The following is a 25168-nucleotide window of genomic DNA, read 5'->3' as shown; positions in this document are numbered from 1 at the left end:
GCGGCCGGCCCGGGGCGCCGACCCCATTGGAAAGATCTTGGACGGGGGTGGGAAAGACCGGTTTGTTCGGGCATGTCCCGGGGTGAGGGGGACGGGTCGGACTGGGGGGATCGGTATGGGCGAGGTGGCGGACTCCTGCGCCTCGGGCGTGAGCCTGGGGGTGGAGGAGGAGTTCCTGCTGGTGGACGCGGTGACGGGCGAGAGCGTTCCGGGGGCGGAGGGGGTGCTGGCGCGGGCGCGGCGGCACCGCTGGGCGCGGACGGGCGGGTCGTTCCAGACCGAGTTGCTCACCTCGCAGGTCGAGGCGGCCACGGGCGTGTGCCGGGACGTGCCGGGGCTGGCGGCGCAGCTGCGGTTCGGGCGGGCGCGGCTGGCGGAGGCGGCGCGGGCGGGCGGGATGCGGCTGGTGTCCTCGGGTGCGCCGGTGCTGGGCGGGGCGGCGCCGCCGCCGTCGCCGGGCGAGCGGTTCGCGCGGATCACCGCCGCCTACGGCACGGTGATCGCCGACTACCAGGCGTGCGGCTGCCACGTCCACGTGGGCGTCGCGGACCGGGAGACGGCGGTGGCGGTGGTGAACCATCTGCGTCCGTGGCTGGCGCCGCTGCTGGCGCTGTCGGCGAACTCGCCGTTCCAGCGCGGCCGCGACTCCGGGTACGCCAGCCACCGGCTGGTGGAGCTGGCGCGGTTCCCGGGGGCGGGTGTGCCGCCGTGGTCGGCGTCGGCGGCCGACCACGACCGGCGGGTGGCGGTGCTGGTGGAGTCGGGGGTGCTGGTGGACCCGGCGATGACGTTCTGGCTGGCGCGCCCGTCGCCGCGGTGGCCGACGGTGGAGGTGCGGGCGGCCGACGCGGCGGCGACGGCGGACGAGGCGGCGTTGCAGGCGGCGCTGGTGCGGGGGCTGGTGGGCGCGGCGCTGGCGGACCTGTCGGCGGGGCGGGAGGCGCCGCGGTTGGACGAGCAGGTGTGCGCGGCGGCGCTGTGGGGCGCGGCGCGGCACGGTATGGACGGCCCGGCGCTGGACCCCTTCACCGGGCGGGCGGTGCCGGCGTGGCGGCTGCTGGGGGACCTGGTGGCGCGGGCGGCGCCGTCGCTGGCGCGGACTGGTGACCTGGCGTGGGTGCGGGCGGTGGTGGAGGCGGTCCGGCGGGAGGGGACGGGCGCGCGGCGGCAGCGGCGGGCGGCGGCGCGGGGGCGGCGGGCGCTGCTGGAGGCGCTGGCCCGCGACACCGAGTCGGGCGTGCTGCCCTCCGCGTCGTCGGGGGCGCCCGATGGCGGGGCGGGCGCGGTTCGGGGCGGCCCCTTGGAGGCGGCCGCGGTCGTTCCCGGCGCGGTCGGGCCGGTCGGGGACGCGGCGCAGGACCGGGGCGGCCTCCCCTGACCGTCCCCGCCCGAATACGGCGGGCCGCGGGTCTGCGGGGTCGGCGGGGTCAGCCGCCGAGGATGTCGAGGCTGTCCAGGGCGACGTCGAGGCGCTGGGCGAGGCGTTCGAGCTGCTCGTCGTTGGCGCCGGTGTCGAGTTCGGCGATGACGGCGTCCCGGGTGGTGATCACCAGGACGTCGTCGGCGGCGTCCGCGGCGGTGGCGGAGGGGACGACGGCGGGGCGCCCGGCGAGCAGGACGAGCGCGGCGCCGCGGTCGGTGGAGGCGAGCAGGGCGTGCAGGTGGGCGGGCGTGATCATGGGCATTGGGCGGCCTCCTCGTGCTGCGTGGATGCGGATCGCGGGTGTGTCGGGTCGTGGGTGGTGCGGGGTTCGGTGGTGTCAGGGGCGGCGGCGGAGGGCGGTGGAGATCTCGTGGGCGCGGGCGGGTCCGCTGGTGTCGGGGGACAGGGGCGGGGTGTCGCGTCCGGCGCCGGCGCGCAGGCCGTCCAGGAACTCGGCGATGGCCTCGCGGGAGGTGTGCCGGGGGGTCCAGCCGAGTTCGTCGCGGGCGCGGGCGGTGTCCATGACGGGGACGCGGAGCGCGAGGTCGAGGAGGCCGGGGGAGGCGGGGACCAGCCGCAGGGCCCAGGCGGCGGCGAGCGCGGCGCGGACGCCGCGGGCGGGCAGCCGGACGGGTCGGGCGTCCAGCAGCCCGGCGAGTTCGGTGGCGTCCAGGACGGGGTCGGCGGCGATGTTGAAGGCGCCGCGGGCGTCGCCGAGCGCGGCGAGCGCGAACGCCTCGCCCGCGTCGGCGGAGTGGAGGGCCTGGAGGCGCATGCCGGGCAGGTCGGGGACGAGGGGGATGAGGCCGGGCCGGACGAGGCGGCCGGGCAGCAGCGGCCCGGCGAACAGGCGGCGCTGCTGGGCGGCGGTCTGGCGTTCGAAGATGAACCCGGGGCGGATCCGCACGACGCGCCGGTCCGGGTGGCGGGCCTGGTGGGCGTCCAGGAGCCGTTCGACGTAGGCCTTCTCGCGGCTGTAGGCGGCGCCGGGCCAGCCGTGGGTGGGCCAGGACTCGTCGACGGCGCGGTCCTTGGGGCCGGGGGAGTAGGCGCCGACGGAGGAGGAGTAGACCAGGGCGGGGACGTCGGCGCGGGCGGCGGCCTCGAACACGCGGGCGCTGCCGACGGCGTTGGCGTCCCAGGTGACGGGGGGCCGGTGGGTGGGTTGGAACAGCCACGCCAGGTGGATCAGGACGTCGGCGCCGCGCAGCAGGGGGACCAGGTCGGTGTCGGTGATGTCGGCGCGTTCCCAGGTGGTCTTGGGGGCCTCGCGGTGGGGGAGGCGGCGCGCGATGCCGGTGATGGCGGTGACGCGCGGGTCCGCGGCGAGCGCGGCGAGCGTGCTGGTCCCGATGTTGCCGGTGGCGCCGGTGACGACGACCCGCATGGTGAACTCCCCCGTTTCGGCCCTGCCTGGCCTTGGTGGTGTGGTCGTCCGGTGGTGAGGTGGACGGGTCGGGCCCATTCCCGCCTGGCGGCGTTGTATGCGCCGCCAGGCGGGCGGGCGCCGCGTGCGGGCCGGGCAGGGGCCGGGGGCCGGGTCAGGCGGATCGGGGTTCGCCGGGGCGGCAGTGGAGGCAGGGCCGGTATCCGGCGGCGAGCGCGGCGGGCAGCCCGCGGAACCCGTGCCGGTGGGCGGGGGTGATGCGGCGCGCGTCGGCGCAGGTGGGGTAGCAGACGACGCCGGTGGTGTCGCTGCCGATCAGGCGGATCCCGCGGGCGGCCAGCGCGGCGGCCTCGTCGAGGTCGACGTTCTCGGCGCGCAGCAGCCGCGCCTTGGCCTCGGCGCCGAACACGTAGTCGCCGACGGCGCCGTCGGAGCGGGTGACGCGGTGGCAGGGGATCAGCAGCGGGACGGGGTTGCGGCCGAGTGCGGATCCGGCGGCGCGGACGGCGCGGGGGCTCCCGGCCTGCCGCGCGACCCACGCGTAGGGGCGGGTCTGGCCGCGGGGGATGGTGGCGGTGGCGCGCAGCACGGCGGCCTCGAAGTCGGTGAGGCCGCGCAGGTCCAGCGGCAGCCCGGCGAGGCGTCCGGTGCGCAGGGCGGGGACGAGCCCGGCGGGGGGCCGGTCGGCGGGCAGCAGCGGGCGGGCGAACCGGGCGCGGAACGCGGCGGTGAAGGCGGGTTCGTCCATCCCGGCGCGCAGGAACGCGACGCCGTGGTCGGTGAAGGCGACCTGGAGGTCCTCCAGGGGGCCGGGGACGGAGACGCGGCGGGCGGCGATGCGGTCCAGCAGCCCGGCGGGCGCGTCGGCGGCCAGCCCGGCGAGACCGGCGGTGAGGTCGGCGGTGAGGTCGGCGGCGGTGGGGCCGGTCGCGGGGGCGTCCGTGCCGGTGGTGGGTTCGGTGTGGTGGTTCATGGGGTGCCCCCTTGCGTGTGGTGGCGCGGCTGGTGGGGTGCGGGGCGCCGGTCGGCGTCCTGGTCGGGTTCCTCGGCGGCGAGGGCGCGCAGGCGGGCCAGGCCCCGGGAGATGTGGGATTTGACGGTGCCCTCGGGCAGGTCGAGGACGGTGGCGATCTCGGCGACGGGCAGGTCGGTGACGTGCCGCAGGACGACGGCGGCGCGCTGCGCGGCGGGCAGGCCGGCCAGCAGCGCGGCGAGTTCGCGGCGGGTCTCGTGGCGGGCGGCGGCGGCCTCGACGGGTTCGGCGGGGTCGGGCGGGTCGGGGGCGTCCTCCAGCGGACCGGGCGGGGGGCGGCGGGCGGCGGTGCGCAGCCCGTTGCGCCACAGGTTCGTCAGGATCGTCAGCAGCCAGGCGCGGGGCCGCAGCTCGGCGATCCGCCGCGGGCCGTAGCCGCACAGGGCGCGGTAGGCGCGCAGGAACGCCTCGGCGGCCAGGTCCTCGGCCTCGGCCCAGCGCCCGGTGAGGCGCAGCGCGGTGGAGAACACCGCCCCCCGGTACGCCTGGTACAGGGCGGCGAACCCGGCGTCGAGGTCGCGGGCGAGCGCCGCGGTGACCTCGGCGGCGGTGTCCTCGGCCGCGGCCGCCCGCGCGTCGGTCCCGGCGTCGGTCCCGGCGTCCGCATTGGCGTCGGCATTGGCGTCCGCGGCGGCGGTGTCCGGTGCCGCGTCGGGGTGCCGCGTGTCCGCGCGTGTCTTCGGGGTGGTTTCGTCCATGACCGTCACATCTGTTCGAACACCGCCGTGACCTGTCGGGTTGCGTCCGCCCGCCCCTCGGGTTCGGGGCGGGGGTCAGCCGAGCCAGCCGGGGCGGATCATGCCGGTCTCGTAGGCCAGGACGACGAGTTGGGCGCGGTCCCGGGCCCCCAGTTTCGCCAGGATACGGCTGACGTGGGTCTTCGCGGTGGCGGGGGACAGGACGAGCCGTCCGGCGATCTCCTCGTTGGACAGTCCGGTGGCGACGAGGCCGAGGACCTCGCGTTCGCGGTCGGTGAGCGCGGACAGCTCGGCGGCGGGCGGCGGCTCGGTGATCCGGGAGGCGAACTCGGCGATGAGGCGGCGGGTGACGGTGGGGGCCAGCAGCGCGTCGCCGCGCGCCACGACCCGCACGCCGTGGATCAGTTCGGGGGGTTCGGTGTCCTTGACCAGGAACCCGCTGGCGCCGGCCTTGATCGCGCCGTAGACGTAGTCGTCGAGGTCGAAGGTGGTGAGGATGACGACGCGGACGGCCTCCAGCCGCGGGTCGCCCATGATGCGTCGGGTGGCCTCCAGGCCGTCCAGGACGGGCATGCGGATGTCCATCAGCACGACGTCGGGGCGCAGGTCGGCGGCGAGGCGGACGGCCTGCTCGCCGTCGCCGGCCTCGGCGACGATCTCGATGTCGTCCTCGCCCTCCAGGATCGACCGGAACCCGGCCCGCACCAGCGTCTGGTCGTCGGCCAGCACCACCCGGATCACGTGATCTCCTCGGTTGTCTCGTGTGCGTCGTCGGGGACGTGTGTGTCGTGTGTGTCGTGGGGGCCGGCGAGGGGCAGCCGTGCCCAGACCCGGAACCCGCCGCCGGGGCGGGGTCCGGCGGTCAGTTCGCCGCCGACGGTGGCGGCGCGTTCGCGCATGCCGCGCAGCCCGTTCCCGCGCACCGCGCCGGACGCGGCGCCGGTCCCGGCGCCGGTTTCGGCGGCCGGGCCGGTGGGGGTGCCGGCGGTGGTGCCGTCGTCGTCGATCTGCACGATCACCGCGCCGGGGGTGCGGAAGACGCGGACGGTGGCGGTGGCGGCGCCGGCGTGGCGGACGGTGTTGGTGAGCGCCTCCTGCACGATGCGGTAGGCGGCGAGCCCGACGGGGGGCGGGAGGTCGTCCAGGCGGGCGTCGGCGGCGGCGCCGTCGGGGTCGTCGCCGGTGGGGGCGAGGTCGCCGGCGCGGTGGACGGTCAGCCCGGCGGCGGCGGTCTGGCGGAGCAGGTCGTCGATGCGGGCGAGGGAGGGGGCGGGCGCGACGGGGCTGCCCCCGCGCCCCGGCCCTCCGGGTGTGTCGGGTGTGTCAGGGTCGTCGTGGTCGACGTGGCGGAGGACGCCGAGGACGCCGCGCAGTTCCCGCAGGGTCTGCTTGCTGGCGGTTTTGATCGCCTCAAGGGCGGCGTAGGCGCGTTCGGTGTCGGCGGCGTCGGTGTCGTCGCGGCGGTGCAGGGCAGCACCGGCCTGGACGTTGATGAGGGAGATCTGGTGGGCGAGGACGTCGTGGAGTTCGCGGGCGATCCGCAGCCGCTCCTGGGTGGCGCGGCGGCGCGCCTCCTCCTCGCGGCCGCGTTCGGCCTCGGCGGCGCGGCGTTCGGCGGCCTCGGCGCGGTCGCGGCGGCTGCGGACGTACTGCCCGAGCGCGACGGTGATCAGCAGGCCGAGGGTGAGGGAGGTCACGCCGCGGGCGTCCACGATCGCCTGCGGGTCGGCGCCGCCGTCGTGCCCGCGGGTGAGGGAGGCGGCCAGGAACCCGGCGTTGACGACGATGACGGCGCCCAGCGACACCGCCAGGCGGCATTCGACGGCGGCGTTGAACAGCGCGACCAGGAACACGAACGCCAGCGGCCCGTCGGGGTAGCCGAGCGGGTAGTACAGCGGGGGGCCGAGGGTCGCGGCGACCAGCAGCAGCAGCGGGTGGCGGCGGCGCAGCGCGAGCGGGACGGTGGTCAGGACGATCAGCGCGAGGCCGCCGGGCCACAGGGGGTGGTCCTCGGGGCCGGAGGCGACGGCGCTCATCAGGACGGTGACCAGCAGCGCGCCGACGGCCAGGGCGAGGTCGGCGTCGCGGACGTGGGGCGGGGAGGGCGGGCGCGGCGCGGGCAGCAGCCGCGCCGCCCGGCGGGCGGCGCGCCGCGCGGCCCGTCCCAGAGCGCGCGGCGTGCCCGGGCGCGTATCGGGGCCGGGGGGGGTGTCGGGGGGGCCGGCCGTGGTCCCCGCGGCCCGGGGGGCGGGTCCGGCCGCCGGTTCCGGCCGGGGCGGTCGGGTGTCGGTCACGGGCCCCAACCTAGTTCAGAGCGGGGTCCGGCGAGGCCGGGACGCCCGCGCGCGGGCGTCCCAGGGCGGGGGCGGCGATCCTTGACTTTCGTCGGTGTCGGCGCAGATCACCGGCTTGTAGCGTGGGGCGGGTGAGCGAGTCGGGTGCCGGTGCGCGGGCCGGTGTGGTGGGGGGCGCCGTGTGGCGGCTGCTGGCGCGGCTGGTGGCGCGGTCGCTGGCGCGGACGCCGTGGGAGGTGCCGTCGCGGGTGCCGTCGCCGGGGGAGGTGCGGGCGCGGTTGCGGCGTCCGACGCGGGCGGCGCTGGTCAGGGACGCGGTGCTGTTCGCGGTGCCGGCGCTGCCGGTGGCGGGCGGGCCGCTGCTGCCGGTCACCGGGGAGTGGGCCTGGTGGGCGCAGGTGGGCGGGCTCGCGGTGTGGGCGGCCGCGGTGGCGGTGTCGCGGGTGTGGCCGCTGGCGGCGGTGTGGGCGACGCTGGGGCTGCTGCTGGTGAGCGGCAACTACGTGTTCGGGGTGCCGGTGGCGTCCTATCTGGCGGGGCGGCGGATGCGGCAGGCGCGTCCGGTGCTGTGGACGTTCACGGCCGTGTTCGTGGGGTGGACGCTGTTCCAGCTGGTGCGGGGCGTGCAGGTGACGTCCTGGTTCCCGCTGACGATCTGGCTGGTGCTGCTGGGCGTCCTGCCGTGGCTGGTGGGCCGGTACTGGCAGCAGTACCAGGAGCTGCTGCGGGCGGGGTGGGAGCGCGCGGACCGGCTGGAGCGCGAGCAGCGGATCATCGCCGACCGGGAGCGGCTGCGCGAGCGCGCCCGGATCGCGCAGGACATGCACGACTCGCTGGGGCACGAGCTGGCGTTGATCGCGGTGCGGGCGGGGGCGCTGCAGGTCTCGGCGGGGCTGGCCGAGCGGCACCGGGTCGCGGCGGCGGAGCTGCGGGCGGGCGCGGCGGAGGCGACCGAGCACCTGCGGGAGATCATCGGGGTGCTGCGCGAGGACGGCGGCGGGGCCGCCGGGGAGGGCGCCGGGGAGGGCGCTGGGGAGGTGGGGGGCGGGCCGCGGATCCGCCCGGCCCGCGAGAGCATCCCCGACCTGGTGGAGCGGGCGCGGGCGTCGGGCGTCCCGATCCGCCTGGCCCCCACCGGCGCGGGCGGCGACCCGGACGGCGACCCGGACGGCGGTGTGGGCGGCGGAGTGGGCGGGGTGACGCCGGTGGACGCCGAGGAGGTCGCGGGTCTGGTGCGGCTCGCGGCGCACCGGGTCGTCCAGGAGGGCATCACCAACGCGGCCAAGCACGCCCCGGGCGCGGCGGTGACGGTGTCGGTGACGCGCCGCGCCGACACCGACACAGGCGCGGACGGGCATGGGCGCGGGGTGATCTGTGTGCGGGTGGTGAACGAGCCGCCCGCGCAGCCGCCGCTGCTGCCCTCGGGCGGCGGGCGGGGGCTGACGGGGCTGGCCGAGCGGGTGCGGGTGGCGGGCGGGACGCTGCGGGCGGGCACCTCCGGCGACGGCGGGTTCGAGGTCGTCGCGGAGATGCCCGTGGCGCCGACGGCGCCCGCCGCGCCGCAGGGCCCCGCCGCCGATGCCTCCGGTCCGGTCGAGGGGCGGGGGGAGTGGGCGTCGGAGTCGGCGCGGCATCTGGCGCGCGAGCGCCGGCAGGTGCGGCGCGGCCTGGTCACGGCGATCGCGGTCCCGGCCGGGCTGATCCTGGTGCTGTCGACGGTGATGGTCGGCTACTACGTCCGGTCGACGTTCACCTCGGAGCTGAAACCGGCCGACTACGACGCGCTGCGCGTGGGCGACCCGCAGGCGCGGGTGGAGCGGGTACTGCCGGAGCGGGAGGCGATGGGGGTGGGGGAGGTCCGCGCGCGGGTGCCGGAGCCGGCGGGCGCGGACTGCCGCTACTACCGTTCCAACACCAACCTGCTGGGCCTGGCACGCGTTTACCGGTTGTGCTTCGCGGATGGCAGGCTGATCGGCAAGAACACCTACCGGACCGGGCAGGGCGCGACGATCGGGGAGGACAAGGGGTGATCAGGGTTCTGCTCGCCGACGACGAGGCGATGATCCGCGCGGGGGTGCGGGCGATCCTGGCGGCGGACGCGGGGATCGAGGTGGTCGCGGAGGCCGCCGACGGGCGGGAGGCGGTGGAGGCCGCGCTGGCGCACCGCCCGGACGTGGCGCTGCTGGACATCCGCATGCCGCGGCTGGACGGGCTGGCGGCCGCGGCGGAGCTGAACCGGCTGTCGCCCGCCACCGGCGTGATCATGCTGACGACGTTCGGTGAGGACGAGTACATCGCGCGGGCGCTGTCGGGCGGCGCGAGCGGGTTCCTGCTGAAGTCGGGGGACCCGCGCGAGCTGATCGCGGGGGTCCGCGCGGTCGCGGGCGGCGCGGCCTACCTGTCGCCGCAGGTCGCCCACCGGGTGATCACCGAGTTGGGCGGCGGGCGGATGGCGGTCGGCGCGCGGGCGCGGGAGCGCACCGAGGCGCTGACGCCGCGGGAGCGGCAGGTGCTGGCGCTGCTGGGCGCGGGACTGTCCAACGCGGAGATCGCGCGGCGGCTGCACGTGGTGGAGGGGACGGTGAAGGCGTATGTGAGCGCGATCCTGACGCGCCTGGACGTCCGCAACCGGGTGCAGGCGGCGGTGCTGGCCTATGAGGCGGGCCTGGTCGAGGGCGGCGAGGAGTCCCCCCGCCCCGCCTGACGCCCTCCGGGCCGGGACGCGGCATCCGCGCCCCGCGCCCCGGGCCCGGGGCCTTGCCGGGGTCAGGCGTCGCGGCGGCGCAGCACGGTGATCCCCCCGGCGAGCGCGGCGAGGGTCCAGGCGGTGAGGATCGCCAGCCCGGCGGCGGCCGGGTAGGGGGCGTCCTCGGGGCTGAGGAAGTGCCGGCCGGCGCTGCTGGGCAGCGCGTCCGCGACGTGCGCCGGCACCGTCGAGCCGCTGTTGGCCAGCGTCAGCGGCAGCACCATCAGGAACAGGAACGCGCTGGTGAGGGTCGCGGCGGTGCTGCGCAGCACCGCCCCCACGCCCAGGATCATCAGGCTGACCAGCGCCAGGTACAGGCCGGTGGCGGGCGCGTCGCGGGCCAGGTCGGCGGCGCGCAGCCGCCCCCACTCGCCGAGGGCGGGGTAGGCGGTCGCGGTCCCGGCGAGGGCCAGCACGACCCCGGTGGGGAACACCACGGCCGCGACCACGGCGCCCTTGGCCAGCAGCATCCGCGTCCGGACCGGCACCCACTGCAGGGTCGCGCGGACCGCGCCGGTCGCGTACTCGCCGGTGATGACCAGGATCGCCAGGGTCAGCACGACGAACTGCACCATGTCGACCGCCCCGGTCGCGAGCCCGCTGGCCGACACCACCCCGGGCGGGTCGGTGCCGTCGGGGTCGGTGTTGGCGCCGACCGTCGCCGTCCCCAGGATCAGGCACATGAGGACCATCATCAGCAGCGACCCGGCCAGCCCCCACCAGGTGGAGCGGACCGACCACAGCTTGGTCCACTCGGCGGCGACCGCGCCGCGCGTCCCCCCGCCCGCGCGGGGCCCGGCGCCGGGAGCACCGTTGTGAGCCTCGCTGTGGGGGCCGGTGTGGGGGTCGGTGTGCACGTCGGTGGTCACGGGTGCCGCTCCGCTCCGGGGGTGGACGCGCCGTACTCGACGCTGGTGCCGGTCAGTTCCATGTACGCCTCCTCCAGGGACGCCTTCACCTCGCTGAGCTCCAGGACCGGCGCGCCGACCGCGTGGGCGGCCATCCCGACCTCCTCCAGCGGCAGCCCGGTGACCAGCAGCTCGCCGTCGGCGACGCGCGCGACCTCGACCTTCGCCCCGGGCCCGGGCGCGGGCGCGGTTTCGAGGCGCTCGGCCAGGCGCGGGGCGTGCGGGCTGCGGACCCGGACGGCGTTGCGGGAGCTGCCCGCGATGACCTCGGCGACGGGCGCGTCCGCGATCAGCCGCCCCTTCCCGATCACCACGAGCCGGTCGGCGGTGAGCTGCATCTCGCTCATGAGGTGGCTGGAGACGAACACGGTGCGGCCCTCGGCGGCCAGCGACCGCATGAGCCGCCGCACCCACCGGACGCCGTCGGGGTCCAGGCCGTTGACGGGCTCGTCGAACATCAGCACCGCCGGGTCGCCCAGCAGCGCCCCGGCGATGCCGAGCCGCTGCCCCATGCCCAGGGAGAACGACCCGGCGCGCCTCCCGGCGACGCCCTCCAACCCGACCGTCGCCAGGACCTCCTCCACGCGGCGGGCCGCGATGCCGTTGCTGCGCGCCATCGCCAGCAGGTGCCGCCGCGCGGACCGCCCGGGGTGGAGGGCCCCGGCGTCCAGCAGCGCCCCCACCTCCCGCAGCGGGTGCCGCAGCGCGGCGTAGGGGCGCCCGCCGACCAGGGCGTGCCCGCCGGTGGGGCGGTCCAGGCCGAGGATCATCCGCATCGTGGTGGACTTCCCCGCGCCGTTGGGTCCGAGGAACCCGGTGACGAGCCCCGGAGCGACGTCCAGGGTGAGGTCCCGCACGGCGGTGGTGTCCCCGTAGCGTTTCGTCAGCCGCCGCAATGTGATCATCAAGCCTCCCGGCCGGTGTCGGTCGCGGATCCGACGCTAGGAGGCGGGCCGGGCCCCGCGCAGTGCGCGTTCGTCGCCCCCGCCCCCCGACTTTCGACAGGGGACGGCAGGCAGGGCGCGGCGGGGCGCCGGGACGCGGGGGGGCGGACATGCGGACGGGCCGGGCCGGCGGCATGTGGGCGCCGCCGGGCCCGGCCCGTCCGGAAGAGGTGCGAGGGTGCTAGGGGAGCGGCGGCCGCTCGGGGACGCCGCGCGCCGCGCCCATCACGTCAGGTGTGGTGACCGCCGCGTCCCCGCCCACCGCGCGGGACACCCCGCCGGGCACCGCACCGCCCACCGGGACGGCCGGACGCGCCGCCCCGAGCCCGGCCGCACCTCCCAGGCCGCCCAGGCCGTCCGGGGGGACCCCCAGGGAGGCGCCCAGCAGGGCCGCGCCCACCGGGACGTCCCGCAGCCTGTCCACCAGCGGCGCCGCGACCCGCACCAGCAGCAGCGCCACGACCGGCGCGACCACGCACCCCACCGCGAACCCGGCCGCGACGTCGTGGGGGTAGTGGACCCCGACGAACACGCGGGAGAACGCCATCAGCGCCGCCAGCGGCAGCACCAGCGGCGCCGTCGCCCGCCAGGCCACCACGAGCGCCGCCGCCGACCCCGCCGCGATCGTCGCGTGGTTGCTCGGGAACGACCAGTCGCCCGGCGCGGGGCACGCCGCGATGTGCACGGCGCCCGCCACCGCCCGGCAGGGCCGCTCCTCCCGCAGGTACCCCTTGGACACCTCGCTGACCAGGTACGCCGCGACCATCGCGACCGGCGCCGCCAGCGCCAGGCCCATCGCCCGGCCGTCGCCGCCGCGGGCCCGCCACCAGCCCGCCGCGAACAGCGCGGCGAACAGCAGCAGCCCCGCGTTCGTCCCGACGTCGGCGGCGGTGTGCACCCAGGGCGGTGTGCCGTCCGCGAACCCGGTGACGTCCCGGTAGATCTCGACGCTGACGTCGGGCGCTCGCATGCTCTCCCTCACGGTCGCGGGTGGTCCTCCCGGGGGGTGTGACCCCGGCAGAACCACCGAAGTTCATCTTTTGTTCACCTTTCGTCAAGACTGTCACGGCGCGGCGGGCGCCCGCCGGGATTCGGGCACGTTCCACAAGGGTGAGACGGGGACGGACGGTTCAGACGGGGGTCCGGGACGTCTCGGGGGCCTCCGCGCCCTCCCCGCCGGAGGCCGCCGCGCCGCCCCGGGCACGGCGGTGCCGCAGGAACCGGACGCCCTCGACGACGCCCGTCACCGCCAGCGCCAACCCCAGCCCCACCGCGACGCCCTTGATCGGGTCGTCCTCGAACGCGACGCCGCCCAGGTAGCCCAGCAGCGTCCCGTACACCGCCCACGACACCGCCGCGATCGCCGCGAACGGCGTGAAGGACCGCAGCGGGTACCGGATGACGCCCATCGTCATCGTCACCGCCGTCCGCCCGCCCGGCACGTACCGGGCGACGACCAGGATCAGCCCGCCGCGCTCGTCCATCGTCCGCCGCGCCCACCCGAACGCGGCGTGCCGCCGCGTCCCCGGCCGCAGCGACCGCGTCAGCCGCCCGCCCGATCCCCGCCCGATCAGATAGGCGACATGGTCCCCGGTGAACGCGCCGAGCGCCGCCAGCACCACCACCAGCACCGGCTCGGGACGCCCCGACGCCGCGTACACCCCCGCGGTGATCACCATGCTCTCGCTCGGCACCACCGGGAAGAACCCGTCGAGCGCGGCCACCGCGAACAACGCCAGATAGAACCAGGGCGAGGTCACCGCCGTGTGCAGGAAGTCCACAACACCGTCCATGTCCACAACGCTAGGTAACGGTCACCCGTGGTGGCATCGGACGGAAGATCGGGACCATCCCCGACTTTCGGCAGTACACGACCCGCCCCCGCCAGGTCCCTGAGGGGGAGGACCCCGCCGCCCCGCACCCCGAAAGAACGACGTCCCGCCCCGCCCCCGCCGCAGGGTGACCGGCGGCCACCCCACCGCCCATGCCCCCACCGGACGGCCGTGCACCTCCGGTACGAGAGGCGCCGTGGCTCTCCCGGGTGACGCGCGGCGAACACCCCGATCCCTACCGTGATGACCCTCGACCACCACGGGAGCCCATGTGACCAGGCACAGGCGCGCGCTGGGCGGCGCGCTCACCCTCGCGGCGGCCGCCGCCACCGCGACCGCCCTCACCGTCCACCACACCCCGGGACGCGCCGCCGCCGCGGCCACACCGGCCACACCGTCCAATCCGTCCGGCGGCGCCGACCACGGGCGGCTCCGCGAGATCCTGCGGCGCCTCACCACCCGCGACGGCGCCCCCGGAGCGCTCCTGCAGTACCGCGACCGCACCGGCGACACCGTCCTGACCGGCGGCGACGCCGACATCACCCGGCACACGCCGATGCGGCCCGACAGCCGGTTCCGGATCGGCAGCATGACCAAACCGTTCATCGCGACCGTCGTCCTGCAACTCGCGGGGGAGCACCGCCTCGCCCTGGACGCACCCGTCGAGCGGTACCTGCCCGGCGTCGTCCGCGGCCACGGCAACGACGGCCGCGTCATCACCGTCCGGCAACTCCTCCAGCACACCAGCGGCGTCCCCGACTACCTCACCTACCTCTCACCGCTGGACATCCTCAAGGACCCCACCGCCCACCACGACACCCGCGACCTGGTGAACCTCGCGCTCGCCCACCCCCCGACCTTCGCGCCCGGCACCGGCTGGCGCTACTCCAACACCGGCTACCTCCTCACCGGCATGCTCATCGAACGCGTCACCGGCCACACCTACGCCGAGGAGATCCACCACCGCGTCATCACCCCCCTCGACCTCGACGGCACCTCCGTACCGGGCGACTCCCCGCAGATCCCCGGCCCGCACCCGCGCGGCTACGCCCGCCCCGGCGAGGACGCGCCGCTCCTGGACACCACCGCCGTCAACCCCTCCGCCGCGGGCGCGGCGGGCGAGATGATCTCCACCGGCACCGACATCAACCGGTTCTTCGACGCCCTCGTCCGCGGCGCGCTGCTGCGCCCCGCCCAGCTCCGCGAGATGACACGCACCCGCCCCACCGGCCACCCCGACGGCGTCGCCTACGGCCTGGGCCTGGAGAGCAGACCGCTGCCCTGCGGCGGCCTGTACTGGGGGCACACCGGCGACATGCTCGGCTTCGAGACCATGGGCGGCGCCACCCGCGACGGCGCCCAGGCGACCGTCATGGTCAACCTCGGCCCGGGCGGCCCGGACGCGCAGAGCGCGGACATGAAGGCCGCCATCGAAACGGCACTCTGCCCGCCCCGCCCCACCACCGCACGCTGACAGCCCCGCACCCGCCCCCCCCCGCACACACGAGACGGCCGCCCTACCGGGCCCCGAACCTTCCACCACCGCACGGCGCCCACCGGCCACCGGACGGTCGGCGCCGGTCACCGGCGCCGCACGCCCAACGCCCGGCAGGCGGCGCGGCGGGGGAGGCGGCACCACCCCGCCCGGCGAAACCGAGCCCGGCGAAACCGATCACCGCCGCCCCACCGCGCCGCCGCACCGCTTCCCGACGCTGCCCGCTGCCCGCGCAACCCCAGCGCCGGTCGGGGCGCGCGTCCGCTCACCCCCCGCGCCGGGCCCGCCCCTCCAGCGGGCCCAGCAGCGGGTGGACGCGCATCGCCGCCTCCAACTCGCCCGGCAACTCGTCCCGGTAGCGGCCCAGCGTCGACAGGTCGGCGTGCCCCAGCACCCGCCGCACCGCGTCCATGTCCGTGGCCGCCGCCAGCAGATGCGTCGCCGTCGTGTGCCGCAGCCCGTGCGGCGTCACCCCCCGCCGCCGGCCCGGCTCCACCCGCGCCAGCACCCGGTCGATGACCGCCTGCACGTCCCCGCGCGCCAGCCGCCGCCCCCGCCACGACAGCAGCAGCGCCTTGGGCTCGCGGCCCCGGTCCAGCAGCCGCCGCCCCTGCTCCAGGTAGGCGTCCAGCACCTCCGCCACCGGCGCCGGGACCGGCACGTCCCGCGTCCGCCCGCCCTTGCCGAAGATCCGCCAGTACCGCGTCCCCGCGTTGACGAAGAAGTCCTCCGCGTTGGCCCGCGTCAGCTCCGACACCCGCGGCCCCACCGCCGCCAGCAGCAGCACGATCAACCCGTCGCGCAGTTCCGTCCGCTGGTCCTGCCGGCCCCGCGCCGCCGGCGCCGTCTCCACCAGGTCATGCGCCGCGCCCAGCAGCCCCTCCGCCTGCTCGACCGTCAGCGCCCGCCGCTCGGCCCGCAACCCGCCCCGATGCCGCGAACGCAGCGTCACCGCCCCCATCGGATCCAGCTGCACCCACCCCGCCACCAGCGCGTGCCGGAAGAACGCCGACAGCGAACGCCGGAACCGCGCCTGCGACGCCGCGCTCTGCGACGGCCGCCCGTCCGCGGGCGGGGGAGCGGCGGCACCGGGGGAGCGGCGCCCGTCGGGCTTGCGCGCGAACCGCAGCAGCACCGCGTCGACGTCCTCGCCCGTCAGGTCGTCCAGCACCCGCTCGGGACCCGCCAGCGCCGCGAACGTCACCACGTCACGCGCGTACACCTCCGCCGTCCCGGCCGCCAGCGCGCCCGTGGACCGCTTCGCCCGCACCATCTCCACATACCGGTCGGCCGTCTCCGCCACCGTCAGCCGCTGAACATCACTCGGACGCACCCGCCGCACGCTACCGCCCGCCACCGACAGAACCCGCCGCGACGACACGACGAACCCACCCGCCCCACGCCCGACCCGGCGGCGGGGCCCGCCGCGCGGCACCCCTCCCTCAGGACGCGTCCCCGGCCTCCGGGCCCACCAGCAGCACGAGCTTCCCGCGCACCCGCCGCGCCTCCCCGACCCGATGCGCCTCCGCCACCTCCGCCAGCGGGAACGTCCGCCCCACCGGAAGGACGAACCGCCCGGAATCGACCAGCGCCCCGATCTCCGAGACCACATACAGCGCACGGCCCTCCTCGCCCCCGCTGAACCGCACCCCATGCCGCCGCGCCCCCTCGGCGTCCGCGACCGTGACCACCCGCCCCGCACCACCCGCGAGCGCGACCAACTCCGGCAGCACACCCCCGCCCGCCACGTCCAACGCGGCGTCCACCCCGCCGGGAGCGACCGCACGGACCCGCTCCGCCCAACCCGGACCATAGGCGACGGGCTCCGCGCCGAACGACCGCAGACGACCACGGGCACCCGGACCCCCGGTACCGATCACCCGCGCCCCCCGCGCCACGGCGAGCTGCACGGCGGCGCCCCCCACACTCCCCGACGCCCCGTTGACCAGCACCACCTCGCCCGCCCCGACGCCCAACCGGTCCAGGGCACGCGCCGCCGTCTCCACCGCCACCGGCAGCGCGGCGGCCCCCGCGAACCCGAGCGACGCCGGGACGGGCGCGAAGCACGACAGCACCGCCAGCTCCGCCTGGACGCCGCCGACCGCGGAGAACCCGAACACCCGGTCACCGACGGCCACACCGGTCACGCCCGCGCCGACCTCGTCCACCACGCCCGCCGCCTCATACCCCAACCGCTGCGGAAGCCCCTGATCCATCAGGCCCCGCCGCTTCATCCAGTCGCTGGCGTTGACCCCGGCGGCGCGCACCGCGATCCGCACCTGCCCCGGGCCCGGACGCGGCTCCGCGACCTCGACGACCTCCAGGACCTCCGGCCCCCCGAACCGGCCGAACACCACCGCCCTCATCCCGCACTCCCTCCATCCGAACCCTCCCGGCACACCCCACCCTGCCGCCCACCGCTGACACGGACCGCACACCACGCTGACACCGCCCCGACCACCACCGCCCCGCCCACCCCGACCACCCCGCGCACGCCCACCTCTAGGATCACCACCGTGACCGACCGGCATCTCTTCGAGCAGGCCGCCGAGGTCGTCCGGGGATCGGCCCCGCCCGACCTCGGCCCCCCGCACCTGCACGTCCGCCACAACGGCCTCAAGGTCTGGTTCGGCGACCCCGCCCCGCAGCGCGAGCACTACGAGGCCCAGATCATCCCCGCCGACCTCGCCCCCGGCGCCCGCGTCCGCGCCCTGGAGATCGGCTTCCACGCCGAACACCCCGCCGAACCCGACAACACCGCCGCCCTCGACCACCTCCTCGCCGCCGAACCCGCCTGGCGCCGCGACCTCGGCGACGACCCCGCCGCCGGCGCCTTCCTCGGCCGGGCCACCTGGCGCCGCGTCTCCGAGACCTGGCCCGACCCCGACCTGGACGCCACCGATGTCCCCTTCGAGATCGGCGTCCGCCTCGTCGACTACATCCGCGCCCTCGAACCCCACCGCGCCTGACCGAAACGCCGCGCCCTGGGTAGGGGAGGGGCCGTGATACGCGTCGGCACCTCCGGATGGCAGTACACCGACTGGCGGGACGTGCTCTACCCGCCGGGCCTCCCGCAGCGCCGCTGGCTGCCCCACTACGCCGAGGAGTTCGGCACCGTCGAGAACAACAACGCCTTCTACCGGCTGCCGGCCCGCGCCACGTTCGAACGCTGGCGCGAAGCCGTCCCGCCCGGGTTCGTCATGGCGGTCAAGGCCAGCCGGTACCTCACCCACATGAAACGGCTCCGCGACCCCGCCGAACCCGTCGCCCGGCTGATGGAGGCCGCCGGGGGACTGGGCGGCACGCTCGGACCGGTGCTGCTCCAACTCCCGCCCACGCTGCGGGGCGCGCCCGACCTCCTCGACGCCTGCCTGCGCCGCTTCCCCGGCGGCGTCCGCGTGGCGGTCGAGCCCCGCCACCCGACCTGGTGGACGCCGCGGGTCCGGCGGGTGCTGGAGGACCACGGCGCCGCGCTGTGCTGGGCGGACCGGCTCGGACGGCCCGTCACTCCCCTGTGGCGGACGGCCGGCTGGGTCTACCTGCGCCTGCACGAGGGCGCGGCGTCCCCGCGGCCGCACTACGGGGACCGGGCGCTGGCGTCGTGGGTGCGGCGCGTGGGGCCGGGGGAGGACGCCTACGTCTACTTCAACAACGACCCGGGCGGCGCGGCCGTCCGCGACGCGCGCAGGTTCCTCGCGCTGGCCCGCGCGAGGTGACCCCGCGCCGCCGGCACCCCACAGAGAACGGTCAAACCTCCCAAACAGGAATAATCTACGCAAAGCAGACAGAACTCATATTCTGTTCGGTTACCCACAGAAGCGAACAGAGGCCCCAGAGGCGGGGAAGTGGCGCAACCGGTGTGACATGACACCGCCCGGCATGGCACGATTCCGCAGGTGACCAGCACACCCGACGACACCCGCCACCTGCGCGACCTCGCGCTGCTGCGCCGCGTCCGCGACCGGATCGACCGCGAGTACGCGCAGCCGCTGGACGCCGAGGCGCTCGCACGGGGCGTGGACATGTCGGCCGGGCACCTCAGCCGCCGGTTCCACCACGCCTACGGAGGGTCACCCTACGGGTCTCTCATGACGCGCCGCATCGAACGCGCGATGGCGCTGCTGCGCCGCGGCGACCTCAGCGTCACCGAGGTGTGCTTCGCCGTCGGCTGCTCCTCGCCGTCGGCTGCTCCTCGCCGGGCACCTTCAGCACGCGGTTCACCGAGCTGGTCGGGGTGCCGCCGAGCCGGTACCGGCGGCGGTCGGCGCGCGCGACCGCGGGCATGCCCTCCCGCGTGGCCAAGCGGGTGACCCGACCGATCAGGAATCGAGAAGCGCGCACCGCCGCACCTCACCCAGCGTGACGGCCATGGACGTCACCATCCACGAGAGCTCCCTCCCGCACACCGACCCGGACGCCTCGCCGGCCTTCTACCGCGACGTCCTCGGGTTCGAGGTCCGCGACGACGTCGGCTACGAGGGGATGCGCTGGATCACGGTCGGCCCGCCCGGGCAGCCCGGCACCTCCATCGTCCTGGCGCCCCCGGCGGTCCCGGGCTGCGGCGTCACCGACGAGGAGCGCCGCATGATCGTGGAGATGATGGCGAAGGACACCTACGCCGGCGTCAACCTGGCCACCCGCGACCTGGACGGGACGTCCGCGCGCCTCCGGGCGGGCGACGCCGAGGTCGTCCAGGAGCCGACCGAGCAGCCCTACGGGGCGCGCGACTGCGCGTTCCGGGACCCTGCGGGCAACCTCGTCCGCATCCAGGAACTGCGCTGACCCGCGGCGCGGACACCCGCCGGCGGAGCCGCGCGACCGACCACGCAACAGTGAGGGAGACCCGATGAGCACCGCCACGCCCCCGGACGGGCCGCCCGGACGGCCCTCCACCGGCGCGCCGCACGCCGCCGACGGCCACGACCTGATCCGCGTGCACGGCGCGCGGGAGAACAACCTGAAGGACGTCAGCATCGAGATCCCCAAGCGGCGCCTGACGGTGTTCACCGGGGTGTCGGGGTCGGGGAAGAGCTCGCTGGTGTTCGACACGATCGCCGCCGAGTCCCAGCGGATGATCAACGAGACCTACAGTGCGTTCGTGCAGGGGTTCATGCCGGCGCCGTCCCGCCCGGAGGTCGACGTCCTGGAGGGCCTGACGACCGCGATCATCGTGGACCAGCAGCGGCTGGGCGCCGATCCGCGCTCGACGGTGGGGACGGCGACCGACGCGAACGCGATGCTGCGGATCCTGTTCAGCCGGCTGGGGACGCCGCATGTGGGGTCGCCGAACGCGTTCTCCTTCAACGTCCCCTCGGTGCGGGCCAGCGGCGCGATCACGGTGGAGCGCGGCGGCGGGAAGACGGTGCGGCGGACCTTCACGCGGACCGGGGGGATGTGCCCGCGCTGCGAGGGGCGCGGCACGGTGTCCGACCTCGACCTGACGCAGCTGTTCGACGAGTCCAGGTCGCTGGCCGAGGGCGCGATCACCGTCCCCGGGTACAAGGTGGACGGCTGGTGGACGGTGGGGGTGTTCACCGAGTCGGGGTTCCTGGACCCGCACAAGCCGATCCGCGACTACAGCGACACCGAGCTGCACGACTTCCTGTACCGCGAGCCGACCAAGGTGAAGATCAAGGGCGTCAACCTCACCTACGAGGGGCTGGTCCCGAAGGTGCGCAGGTCGATGCTGTCCAAGGACCGGGAGGCGATGCAGCCGCACGTGCGGGCGTTCGTGGACCGGGCGGTGACGTTCACGGCGTGCCCCGGGTGCGGGGGGACGCGGCTCAGCGAGGCGGCGCGGTCCTCGCGGATCGGCGGGGTGAGCATCGCCGACGCGTGCGCGATGCAGATCACCGACCTGGCGGGGTGGGTGGCGGGGCTGGCGGAGCCGTCGGTGGCGCCGCTGCTGGGGTCGCTGCGGCGGACGCTGGAGTCGCTGGTGGAGATCGGGCTGGGGTACCTGTCGCTGGACCGCCCGTCGGGGACGCTGTCGGGGGGTGAGGCGCAGCGGGTGAAGATGGTCCGGCATCTGGGGTCGTCGCTGACGGACACGACGTATGTGTTCGACGAGCCGACGATCGGGCTGCACCCGCACGACGTCCAGCGGATGAACGCGCTGCTGCTGCGGTTGCGGGACAAGGGCAACACGGTGCTGGTGGTGGAGCACAAGCCGGAGACGATCGCGATCGCCGACCATGTGGTGGACCTGGGTCCGGGCGCGGGTTCGGCGGGCGGGACGGTGTGCTTCGAGGGGACCGTGGCGGGGCTGCGGTCGGCGGGGACGCTGACGGGCCGGCATCTGGACGACCGGGCGGCGGTGAAGGAGCGGGTGCGGGCCCCGTCGGGGACGCTGGCGATCCGGGGCGCGTCGGCGAACAACCTGCGGGACGTGGACGTGGACGTTCCGCTGGGGGTGCTGGTGGTGGTGACGGGGGTCGCGGGGTCGGGGAAGAGTTCGCTGATGTACGGGTCGATGCCGGCGGGCGCGGGGGTGGTGTCGGTGGACCAGGACGCGATCCGCGGGTCGCGCCGCAGCAACCCGGCGACCTACACCAAGCTCCTGGACCCGGTCCGCAAGGCGTTCGCGAAGGCCAACGGGGTGAAGCCGGCGCTGTTCAGCGCGAACTCCGAGGGCGCCTGCCCGGCCTGCAAGGGCGCGGGCGTCCTGTACATGGACCTGGCGGTGATGGCGGGTGTGGCGGCGACGTGCGAGGAGTGCGAGGGGCGCCGGTTCGAGGCTTCGGTGCTGGAGCACCGGTTGGGCGGCCGGGACATCAGCGAGGTGCTGGCGATGTCGGTGGAGGAGGCCGAGGGGTTCTTCGGCGCCGGTGAGGCGCGGACGCCGGCGGCGCTGGCGATCCTGCGGCGGCTGTCGGAGGTGGGTCTGGCGTATCTGAGCCTGGGGCAGCCGTTGACGACGCTGTCGGGCGGTGAGCGGCAGCGCCTGAAGCTGGCCACGCACATGGCGGGCAGGGGCGGGGTGTACGTGCTGGACGAGCCGACGACGGGCCTGCACCTGGCGGATGTGGAGCGGTTGCTGGGGTTGCTGGACCGGCTGGTGGACGCGGGCAGGTCGGTGATCGTGGTGGAGCACCACCAGGCGGTGATGGCGCACGCCGACTGGATCATCGACCTGGGTCCGGGCGCGGGTCACGACGGCGGGCGGGTGGTGTTTGAGGGGACGCCCGCGGATCTGGTCGCGGCGCGTTCGACGCTGACGGGCGAGCATCTGGCGGCCTACGTCGGCGCGTGAGCGCCCCGCCGCGGATCCGGGGGGAGTGGCGCCCCGTCGACGCAGGTCAGAGGCGCCTCCCGGGTCAGCCGAGCAGGTGTCCGCCCAGTTCGGTGTCCGCGCCGCCGATGCCCAGGGCCGCCGGGCCGATCCGCCTGGCGTCCTTGGTGGTGGGCCTTGCGGCGGTGCCGGGGAGGATGTGCAGGCGTCCCTGGCCGCCGTCCGCGCCCGGCGCGCCGACGACCGGTTCGGTGCGGCCGTCGCGGTCGATGTCGGCGAGCGGGCAGGCGGCGCCGAACCGGTGGTGCGGCCCGTCCGGCTCGGGTGCGTCCTCCGCCGCCGAAGGGGGTCAGCAGGTCGATGCGGCCGTCGCCGTCGAAGTCGCCCGCAACGGCTTCGGCACCGTCCCCAAGGTCCACTTCCGCACCCCTTCAGGCTTGGTCGATAATGTACATTATGTAAAGTAGACCGCTGGGAGGCCCCGCTCCGGCCGGTGCGAGCCTGGTGCGGCGCCGCCGCAGGCCGGTGTCGGCGATCGGCGCCCTCGGGTCCCGCCCCTCCTCCGGCGGCGCCGCGCCGGTGAACTCCGGCGCGGCGGGCGGCTCCAGGCGGGTTCGGGTGTGCTTGCCGGCCCGTCGGCGCCGGCGAGTCCCCGAACACGCCGAGGCGCTCGATGGAGTGCACCGCATGGAGTGCACCGCGCCGTGGCGGGTCTGGCCCGGTTCCCGGGTGCGCAGGAACTCCCCGATCGGCTCGGGCCGTGGGCAATCGGACATTTCGGGCGTGACTCGGTCCGGGTGCCGTCCCTCTCCCCCGCGTCCGATGTTCCTGGGGGTGGGCGGGTGATTGCTGTGGGGGGCGGGGTGAAGCAGGATGCGGGTATGCGCTTCTCGATCAACATTCCGAACTTCGGGGACTTCGCCGACGCGCGGACGGTCGCGCGGGTGGCGGTGGCGGCGGAGCGGGCGGGGTGGGACGGGTTGTTCGTGTGGGATCACGTGGTGCACGACAAGGCGTTGCGGCGGACGTTCGGGGATCCGTGGATGCTGCTGACGGCGGCGGCGCTGGCGACGTCGCGGCTGCGGCTGGGGACGATGGTGACGCCGGTGGCGCGGCGGCGTCCGCAGCAGGTGGCGCGGCAGGTGGCCACGCTGGACGGGTTGAGCGGCGGCCGGGTGGTGTTCGGTGCGGGGCTGGGCGGGCCGGTGGAGGACGAGTTCGGGAGTTTTGGGGAGCCGACCGATCCGGTGGTGCTGGCGGGGATGCTGGACGAGGGGCTGGGGCTGCTGGAGCGGTTCTGGTCGGGTGAGCCGGTGGACCATGAGGGGCGGTTCTACCGGGTGCGGGATGTGGCGCTGCTGCCGGCGACGGTGCAGCGTCCGCGTCCGCCGGTGTGGGTGGCGGGGGTCTGGCCGCATCGGCGGCCGATGCGGCGGGCGGCGCGGTGGGACGGGGCGATCCCGTTGTTCGCCTCGTCGGGGCATGGGCGGGCGCCCGCCGTCGATGAGGTGCGGGAGTTGGTGGAGTTCGTGGGGCGGGAGCGGGAGCGGGGCGGGCGGCGGGAGGAGCCGTTCGAGTTCGTGGTGGGCGGGACCAGCCCGGGTGGCGCGGCGGCGCGGGATGTGGTGGGGCCGCTGGTGGAGGCGGGGGCGACGTGGTGGGATGAGCGGCTGCCGCTGACGAGCGGCGACCTCGCCCGCGCGGAGGTGGTGTTGCGGCGGGTGGAGCAGGGGCCGCCGGTGCTGTGAGGGGCCTGTCCGCCGCGGGTCAGATGCGGTTGCTGAGGGCGGCGAGGAGGCGGCCGAATCCGAGTGTGGCCAGGCGGGGCGGGAGGGTGGCGTTGAGGCGGAGGAGGTGTTCGCTCTGCAGGAGGGTGCGGGGGCCGGACACCGCGAGGCTGCGGGTGGCGAGGGTGGAGGCGAGCGCGGCGCGGCGGCGTCTGCGGGCGGTGTAGGCGCGGGCGATGGCGGACGGGTCGGGCGGGTGCGGGGTGGTGAGGCAGTCCATGAGGGCGGCGACGTCTTCGAGGGCCTGGTTGGCGCCGTGGGCCATGATGGGCGGCATGCCGTGGGCGGCGTCGCCGAGCAGGACGCAGCGTCCGGCGCCCCAGCGGCGTGGGACGGTGTGGCGGGTGTGGGGGTACAGGCCGGCGTCGGCGCGGGTGAGGGTGTCGAGGAGTTGGGGGGCGGGGTCGCCCCAGGTGGCGTAGCGGCGGGACAGCAGGCGGAGGGCCTCGTCGCGCGGGAGGGGTTGGGGTGGGGTGTGGCGGGGCCAGGGGATGTCGAAGAAGCATTGGATGAGGCCGCCGCCGGCGCCGGTGTAGCCGAGGTCGCCCTGGCGGCCGATCATCATGGTGGTGGTGGTTCCGGGGTCGAAGGGGGCGGGGGCGAGGCCCTGCCAGGTGGCGGCGCCGGTGAGGGCGGGTCGGGTGTCGCCGAGGAGCGCGGCGCGGACGCGGGAGTGGACGCCGTCGGCGCCGATGAGGAGGTCGGCGGTGTGGTGGTGGCCGTCGCGGGTGTGGACGTGGACGGCGTCGGGGCCGGTGCGCAGGCGGGTGATGGGGGCGTCGAAGGTGACGGTGCCGGTGGGGAGGGCGTGGTGGAGGCGGGTGATGAGGGCGCGGCGCGGGAGGGCGAGGGCGTGTGAGTCGAAGCGGCGGGCGAGGGCGTCGAGGTCGATGCGGAGGATGGTGCGGCCGGTGGCGGTGCGCAGGGCGAGGGTGGTGAGGGGCTGGCCGGTGGCGGTGAGGTCGATGCCGAGGTCGGTGAGGATGGCGGTGCCGTTGTGCCAGAGGGTGATGGCTCCTCCCCCGAGGCGGAGGGCGGGTGCCTGTTCGAGGACGGTGACGGTGTGTCCGGCGCGGGTGAGGGCGTGGGCGGCGGTGAGGCCGCTGATGCCGGCTCCGGCGACGAGGACCCGCATGACCCGCACCCCTATCTACTACAGCCTGTAGTACTACTTTACATAGAGGGTGGTGGCGGCGTCCACAAGGTGCGCGAGGCCCCCCGCTCCCCCGGCCGTGTACGCCGGGAGGTGTAGCGGCGCGGCGTCCGCTACGCCAAACGCGCAGCGGTGTTGACGGCTCGGGCACGATTCGCTCGCGCGGCGCGGGGGCCCAGCATGGGACGGCCGGGCCCGGACCTCCTCCGGGTCCGAGGTGATCGCGGGCGGCGCCGG

23 protein-coding genes and 1 pseudogene are annotated in these 25168 nt (G+C 76.2%); 10 read left to right on the top strand and 14 right to left on the bottom strand.

Annotated features, from left to right (window positions below; all coding sequences use genetic code 11):
* The first annotated feature begins 115 nt into the window (after positions 1-115).
* Positions 116-1378, top strand: a complete 1263-nt coding sequence (locus KLI87_RS27950; RefSeq protein ID WP_214619323.1) for a glutamate--cysteine ligase — start codon at positions 116-118, stop codon at positions 1376-1378.
* Between the two features lie 49 nt (positions 1379-1427).
* On the opposite strand, the gene KLI87_RS27945 is transcribed toward KLI87_RS27950, so the two are convergent.
* The 6 genes from KLI87_RS27945 to KLI87_RS41160 all read right to left on the bottom strand — a co-directional run bounded on the left by KLI87_RS27945 (position 1428) and on the right by KLI87_RS41160 (position 6835).
* Positions 1428-1685 carry a hypothetical protein gene (locus tag KLI87_RS27945; protein WP_214619322.1) on the bottom strand — a complete coding sequence of 86 codons (258 nt, stop codon included), beginning with the start codon at positions 1683-1685 and terminating at the stop codon, positions 1428-1430.
* A 75-nt stretch (positions 1686-1760) separates the two neighbouring features.
* A complete protein-coding gene (locus KLI87_RS27940) occupies positions 1761-2810 on the bottom strand; it encodes an NAD-dependent epimerase/dehydratase family protein (RefSeq protein WP_156216616.1) in 1050 nt (349 codons plus the stop codon).
* Between the two features lie 154 nt (positions 2811-2964).
* Positions 2965-3783 (bottom strand): methylated-DNA--[protein]-cysteine S-methyltransferase, encoded by an 819-nt coding sequence (locus KLI87_RS27935; RefSeq protein WP_214619321.1) that lies wholly within the window; start codon positions 3781-3783, stop codon positions 2965-2967.
* Positions 3780-4541, bottom strand: coding sequence for an RNA polymerase sigma factor (locus tag KLI87_RS27930; protein WP_214619320.1), 762 nt, complete (start codon positions 4539-4541; stop codon positions 3780-3782). The genes KLI87_RS27935 and KLI87_RS27930 overlap by 4 nt, the downstream gene beginning before the upstream one ends.
* A 75-nt stretch (positions 4542-4616) precedes the next feature.
* The gene (locus tag KLI87_RS27925; protein ID WP_214619319.1) at positions 4617-5282 is read right to left on the bottom strand and encodes a response regulator transcription factor; all 666 of its coding nucleotides are present in this window, start codon (positions 5280-5282) and stop codon (positions 4617-4619) included.
* Positions 5279-6835 carry a histidine kinase gene (locus KLI87_RS41160; protein ID WP_308166240.1) on the bottom strand — a complete coding sequence of 519 codons (1557 nt, stop codon included), beginning with the start codon at positions 6833-6835 and terminating at the stop codon, positions 5279-5281. Before KLI87_RS41160 ends, KLI87_RS27925 begins: the two co-directional genes overlap by 4 nt.
* A gap of 131 nt (positions 6836-6966) precedes the next feature.
* Here KLI87_RS41160 and KLI87_RS40415 point away from each other — a divergent pair, with 131 nt between their 5' ends.
* Both KLI87_RS40415 and KLI87_RS27910 read left to right on the top strand, forming a co-directional pair.
* The gene (locus KLI87_RS40415; RefSeq protein WP_214619318.1) at positions 6967-8865 is read left to right on the top strand and encodes a sensor histidine kinase; all 1899 of its coding nucleotides are present in this window, start codon (positions 6967-6969) and stop codon (positions 8863-8865) included.
* Positions 8862-9539, top strand: coding sequence for a response regulator transcription factor (locus KLI87_RS27910; protein ID WP_214619317.1), 678 nt, complete (start codon positions 8862-8864; stop codon positions 9537-9539). Before KLI87_RS40415 ends, KLI87_RS27910 begins: the two co-directional genes overlap by 4 nt.
* 62 nt (positions 9540-9601) lie before the next feature.
* Here the strand turns inward: KLI87_RS27910 and KLI87_RS27905 are convergent, their stop codons facing one another.
* The 4 genes from KLI87_RS27905 to KLI87_RS27890 all read right to left on the bottom strand — a co-directional run bounded on the left by KLI87_RS27905 (position 9602) and on the right by KLI87_RS27890 (position 13226).
* The gene (locus KLI87_RS27905) at positions 9602-10450 is read right to left on the bottom strand and encodes an ABC transporter permease (protein WP_214619316.1); all 849 of its coding nucleotides are present in this window, start codon (positions 10448-10450) and stop codon (positions 9602-9604) included.
* On the bottom strand, positions 10447-11394 hold the full coding sequence (locus KLI87_RS27900) for an ABC transporter ATP-binding protein (protein WP_156216626.1): 948 nt from the start codon (positions 11392-11394) through the stop codon (positions 10447-10449). Before KLI87_RS27900 ends, KLI87_RS27905 begins: the two co-directional genes overlap by 4 nt.
* Positions 11395-11614: 220 nt before the next feature.
* Positions 11615-12403 carry a phosphatase PAP2 family protein gene (locus KLI87_RS27895; protein ID WP_214619315.1) on the bottom strand — a complete coding sequence of 263 codons (789 nt, stop codon included), beginning with the start codon at positions 12401-12403 and terminating at the stop codon, positions 11615-11617.
* 160 nt (positions 12404-12563) lie between these two features.
* The gene (locus KLI87_RS27890) at positions 12564-13226 is read right to left on the bottom strand and encodes a DedA family protein (protein ID WP_214619314.1); all 663 of its coding nucleotides are present in this window, start codon (positions 13224-13226) and stop codon (positions 12564-12566) included.
* Between the two features lie 310 nt (positions 13227-13536).
* On the opposite strand from KLI87_RS27890, the gene KLI87_RS27885 reads away from it, so the two are divergent.
* Positions 13537-14739 (top strand): serine hydrolase, encoded by a 1203-nt coding sequence (locus KLI87_RS27885; protein ID WP_214619313.1) that lies wholly within the window; start codon positions 13537-13539, stop codon positions 14737-14739.
* A 286-nt stretch (positions 14740-15025) separates the two neighbouring features.
* Here KLI87_RS27885 and KLI87_RS27880 read toward each other — a convergent pair whose 3' ends face one another.
* Positions 15026-16093: a tyrosine-type recombinase/integrase gene (locus KLI87_RS27880; protein WP_214619312.1), complete on the bottom strand. Its 1068-nt coding sequence runs from the start codon at positions 16091-16093 to the stop codon at positions 15026-15028.
* Between the two features lie 109 nt (positions 16094-16202).
* Positions 16203-17126, bottom strand: coding sequence for an NADP-dependent oxidoreductase (locus tag KLI87_RS27875; RefSeq protein ID WP_214619311.1), 924 nt, complete (start codon positions 17124-17126; stop codon positions 16203-16205).
* Between the two features lie 150 nt (positions 17127-17276).
* Between KLI87_RS27875 and KLI87_RS27870 the strand changes: the two genes are divergently transcribed.
* The 5 genes and pseudogenes from KLI87_RS27870 to KLI87_RS27850 all read left to right on the top strand — a co-directional run bounded on the left by KLI87_RS27870 (position 17277) and on the right by KLI87_RS27850 (position 22012).
* A complete protein-coding gene (locus KLI87_RS27870; protein WP_214619310.1) occupies positions 17277-17729 on the top strand; it encodes a hypothetical protein in 453 nt (150 codons plus the stop codon).
* 33 nt (positions 17730-17762) lie between these two features.
* Positions 17763-18476 (top strand): DUF72 domain-containing protein, encoded by a 714-nt coding sequence (locus KLI87_RS27865; protein ID WP_214619309.1) that lies wholly within the window; start codon positions 17763-17765, stop codon positions 18474-18476.
* Positions 18477-18656: 180 nt separating this feature from the next.
* Positions 18657-19123: pseudogene (locus KLI87_RS27860) on the top strand (helix-turn-helix transcriptional regulator).
* Positions 19124-19128: 5 nt separating this feature from the next.
* Positions 19129-19542 (top strand): VOC family protein, encoded by a 414-nt coding sequence (locus KLI87_RS27855; RefSeq protein ID WP_214619308.1) that lies wholly within the window; start codon positions 19129-19131, stop codon positions 19540-19542.
* 64 nt (positions 19543-19606) lie between these two features.
* Positions 19607-22012 (top strand): excinuclease ABC subunit UvrA, encoded by a 2406-nt coding sequence (locus tag KLI87_RS27850; RefSeq protein ID WP_214619307.1) that lies wholly within the window; start codon positions 19607-19609, stop codon positions 22010-22012.
* 64 nt (positions 22013-22076) lie between these two features.
* Here the strand turns inward: KLI87_RS27850 and KLI87_RS41910 are convergent, their stop codons facing one another.
* Positions 22077-22262, bottom strand: a complete 186-nt coding sequence (locus KLI87_RS41910; RefSeq protein ID WP_374225486.1) for a hypothetical protein — start codon at positions 22260-22262, stop codon at positions 22077-22079.
* A gap of 610 nt (positions 22263-22872) precedes the next feature.
* Between KLI87_RS41910 and KLI87_RS27845 the strand changes: the two genes are divergently transcribed.
* The gene (locus KLI87_RS27845) at positions 22873-23739 is read left to right on the top strand and encodes an LLM class flavin-dependent oxidoreductase (protein WP_214619306.1); all 867 of its coding nucleotides are present in this window, start codon (positions 22873-22875) and stop codon (positions 23737-23739) included.
* Between the two features lie 19 nt (positions 23740-23758).
* Here the strand turns inward: KLI87_RS27845 and KLI87_RS27840 are convergent, their stop codons facing one another.
* Positions 23759-24913 (bottom strand): NAD(P)/FAD-dependent oxidoreductase, encoded by a 1155-nt coding sequence (locus tag KLI87_RS27840; protein ID WP_214619305.1) that lies wholly within the window; start codon positions 24911-24913, stop codon positions 23759-23761.
* Positions 24914-25168 lie beyond the last annotated feature (255 nt).

Source organism: Actinomadura sp. NEAU-AAG7 (assembly GCF_018603865.1).
GTDB classification, from domain to species: domain Bacteria; phylum Actinomycetota; class Actinomycetes; order Streptosporangiales; family Streptosporangiaceae; genus Spirillospora; species Spirillospora litoris.
Note: the sequence above shows the minus strand (reverse complement) of the source record. Positions and strands in the feature narration are given on the sequence as shown.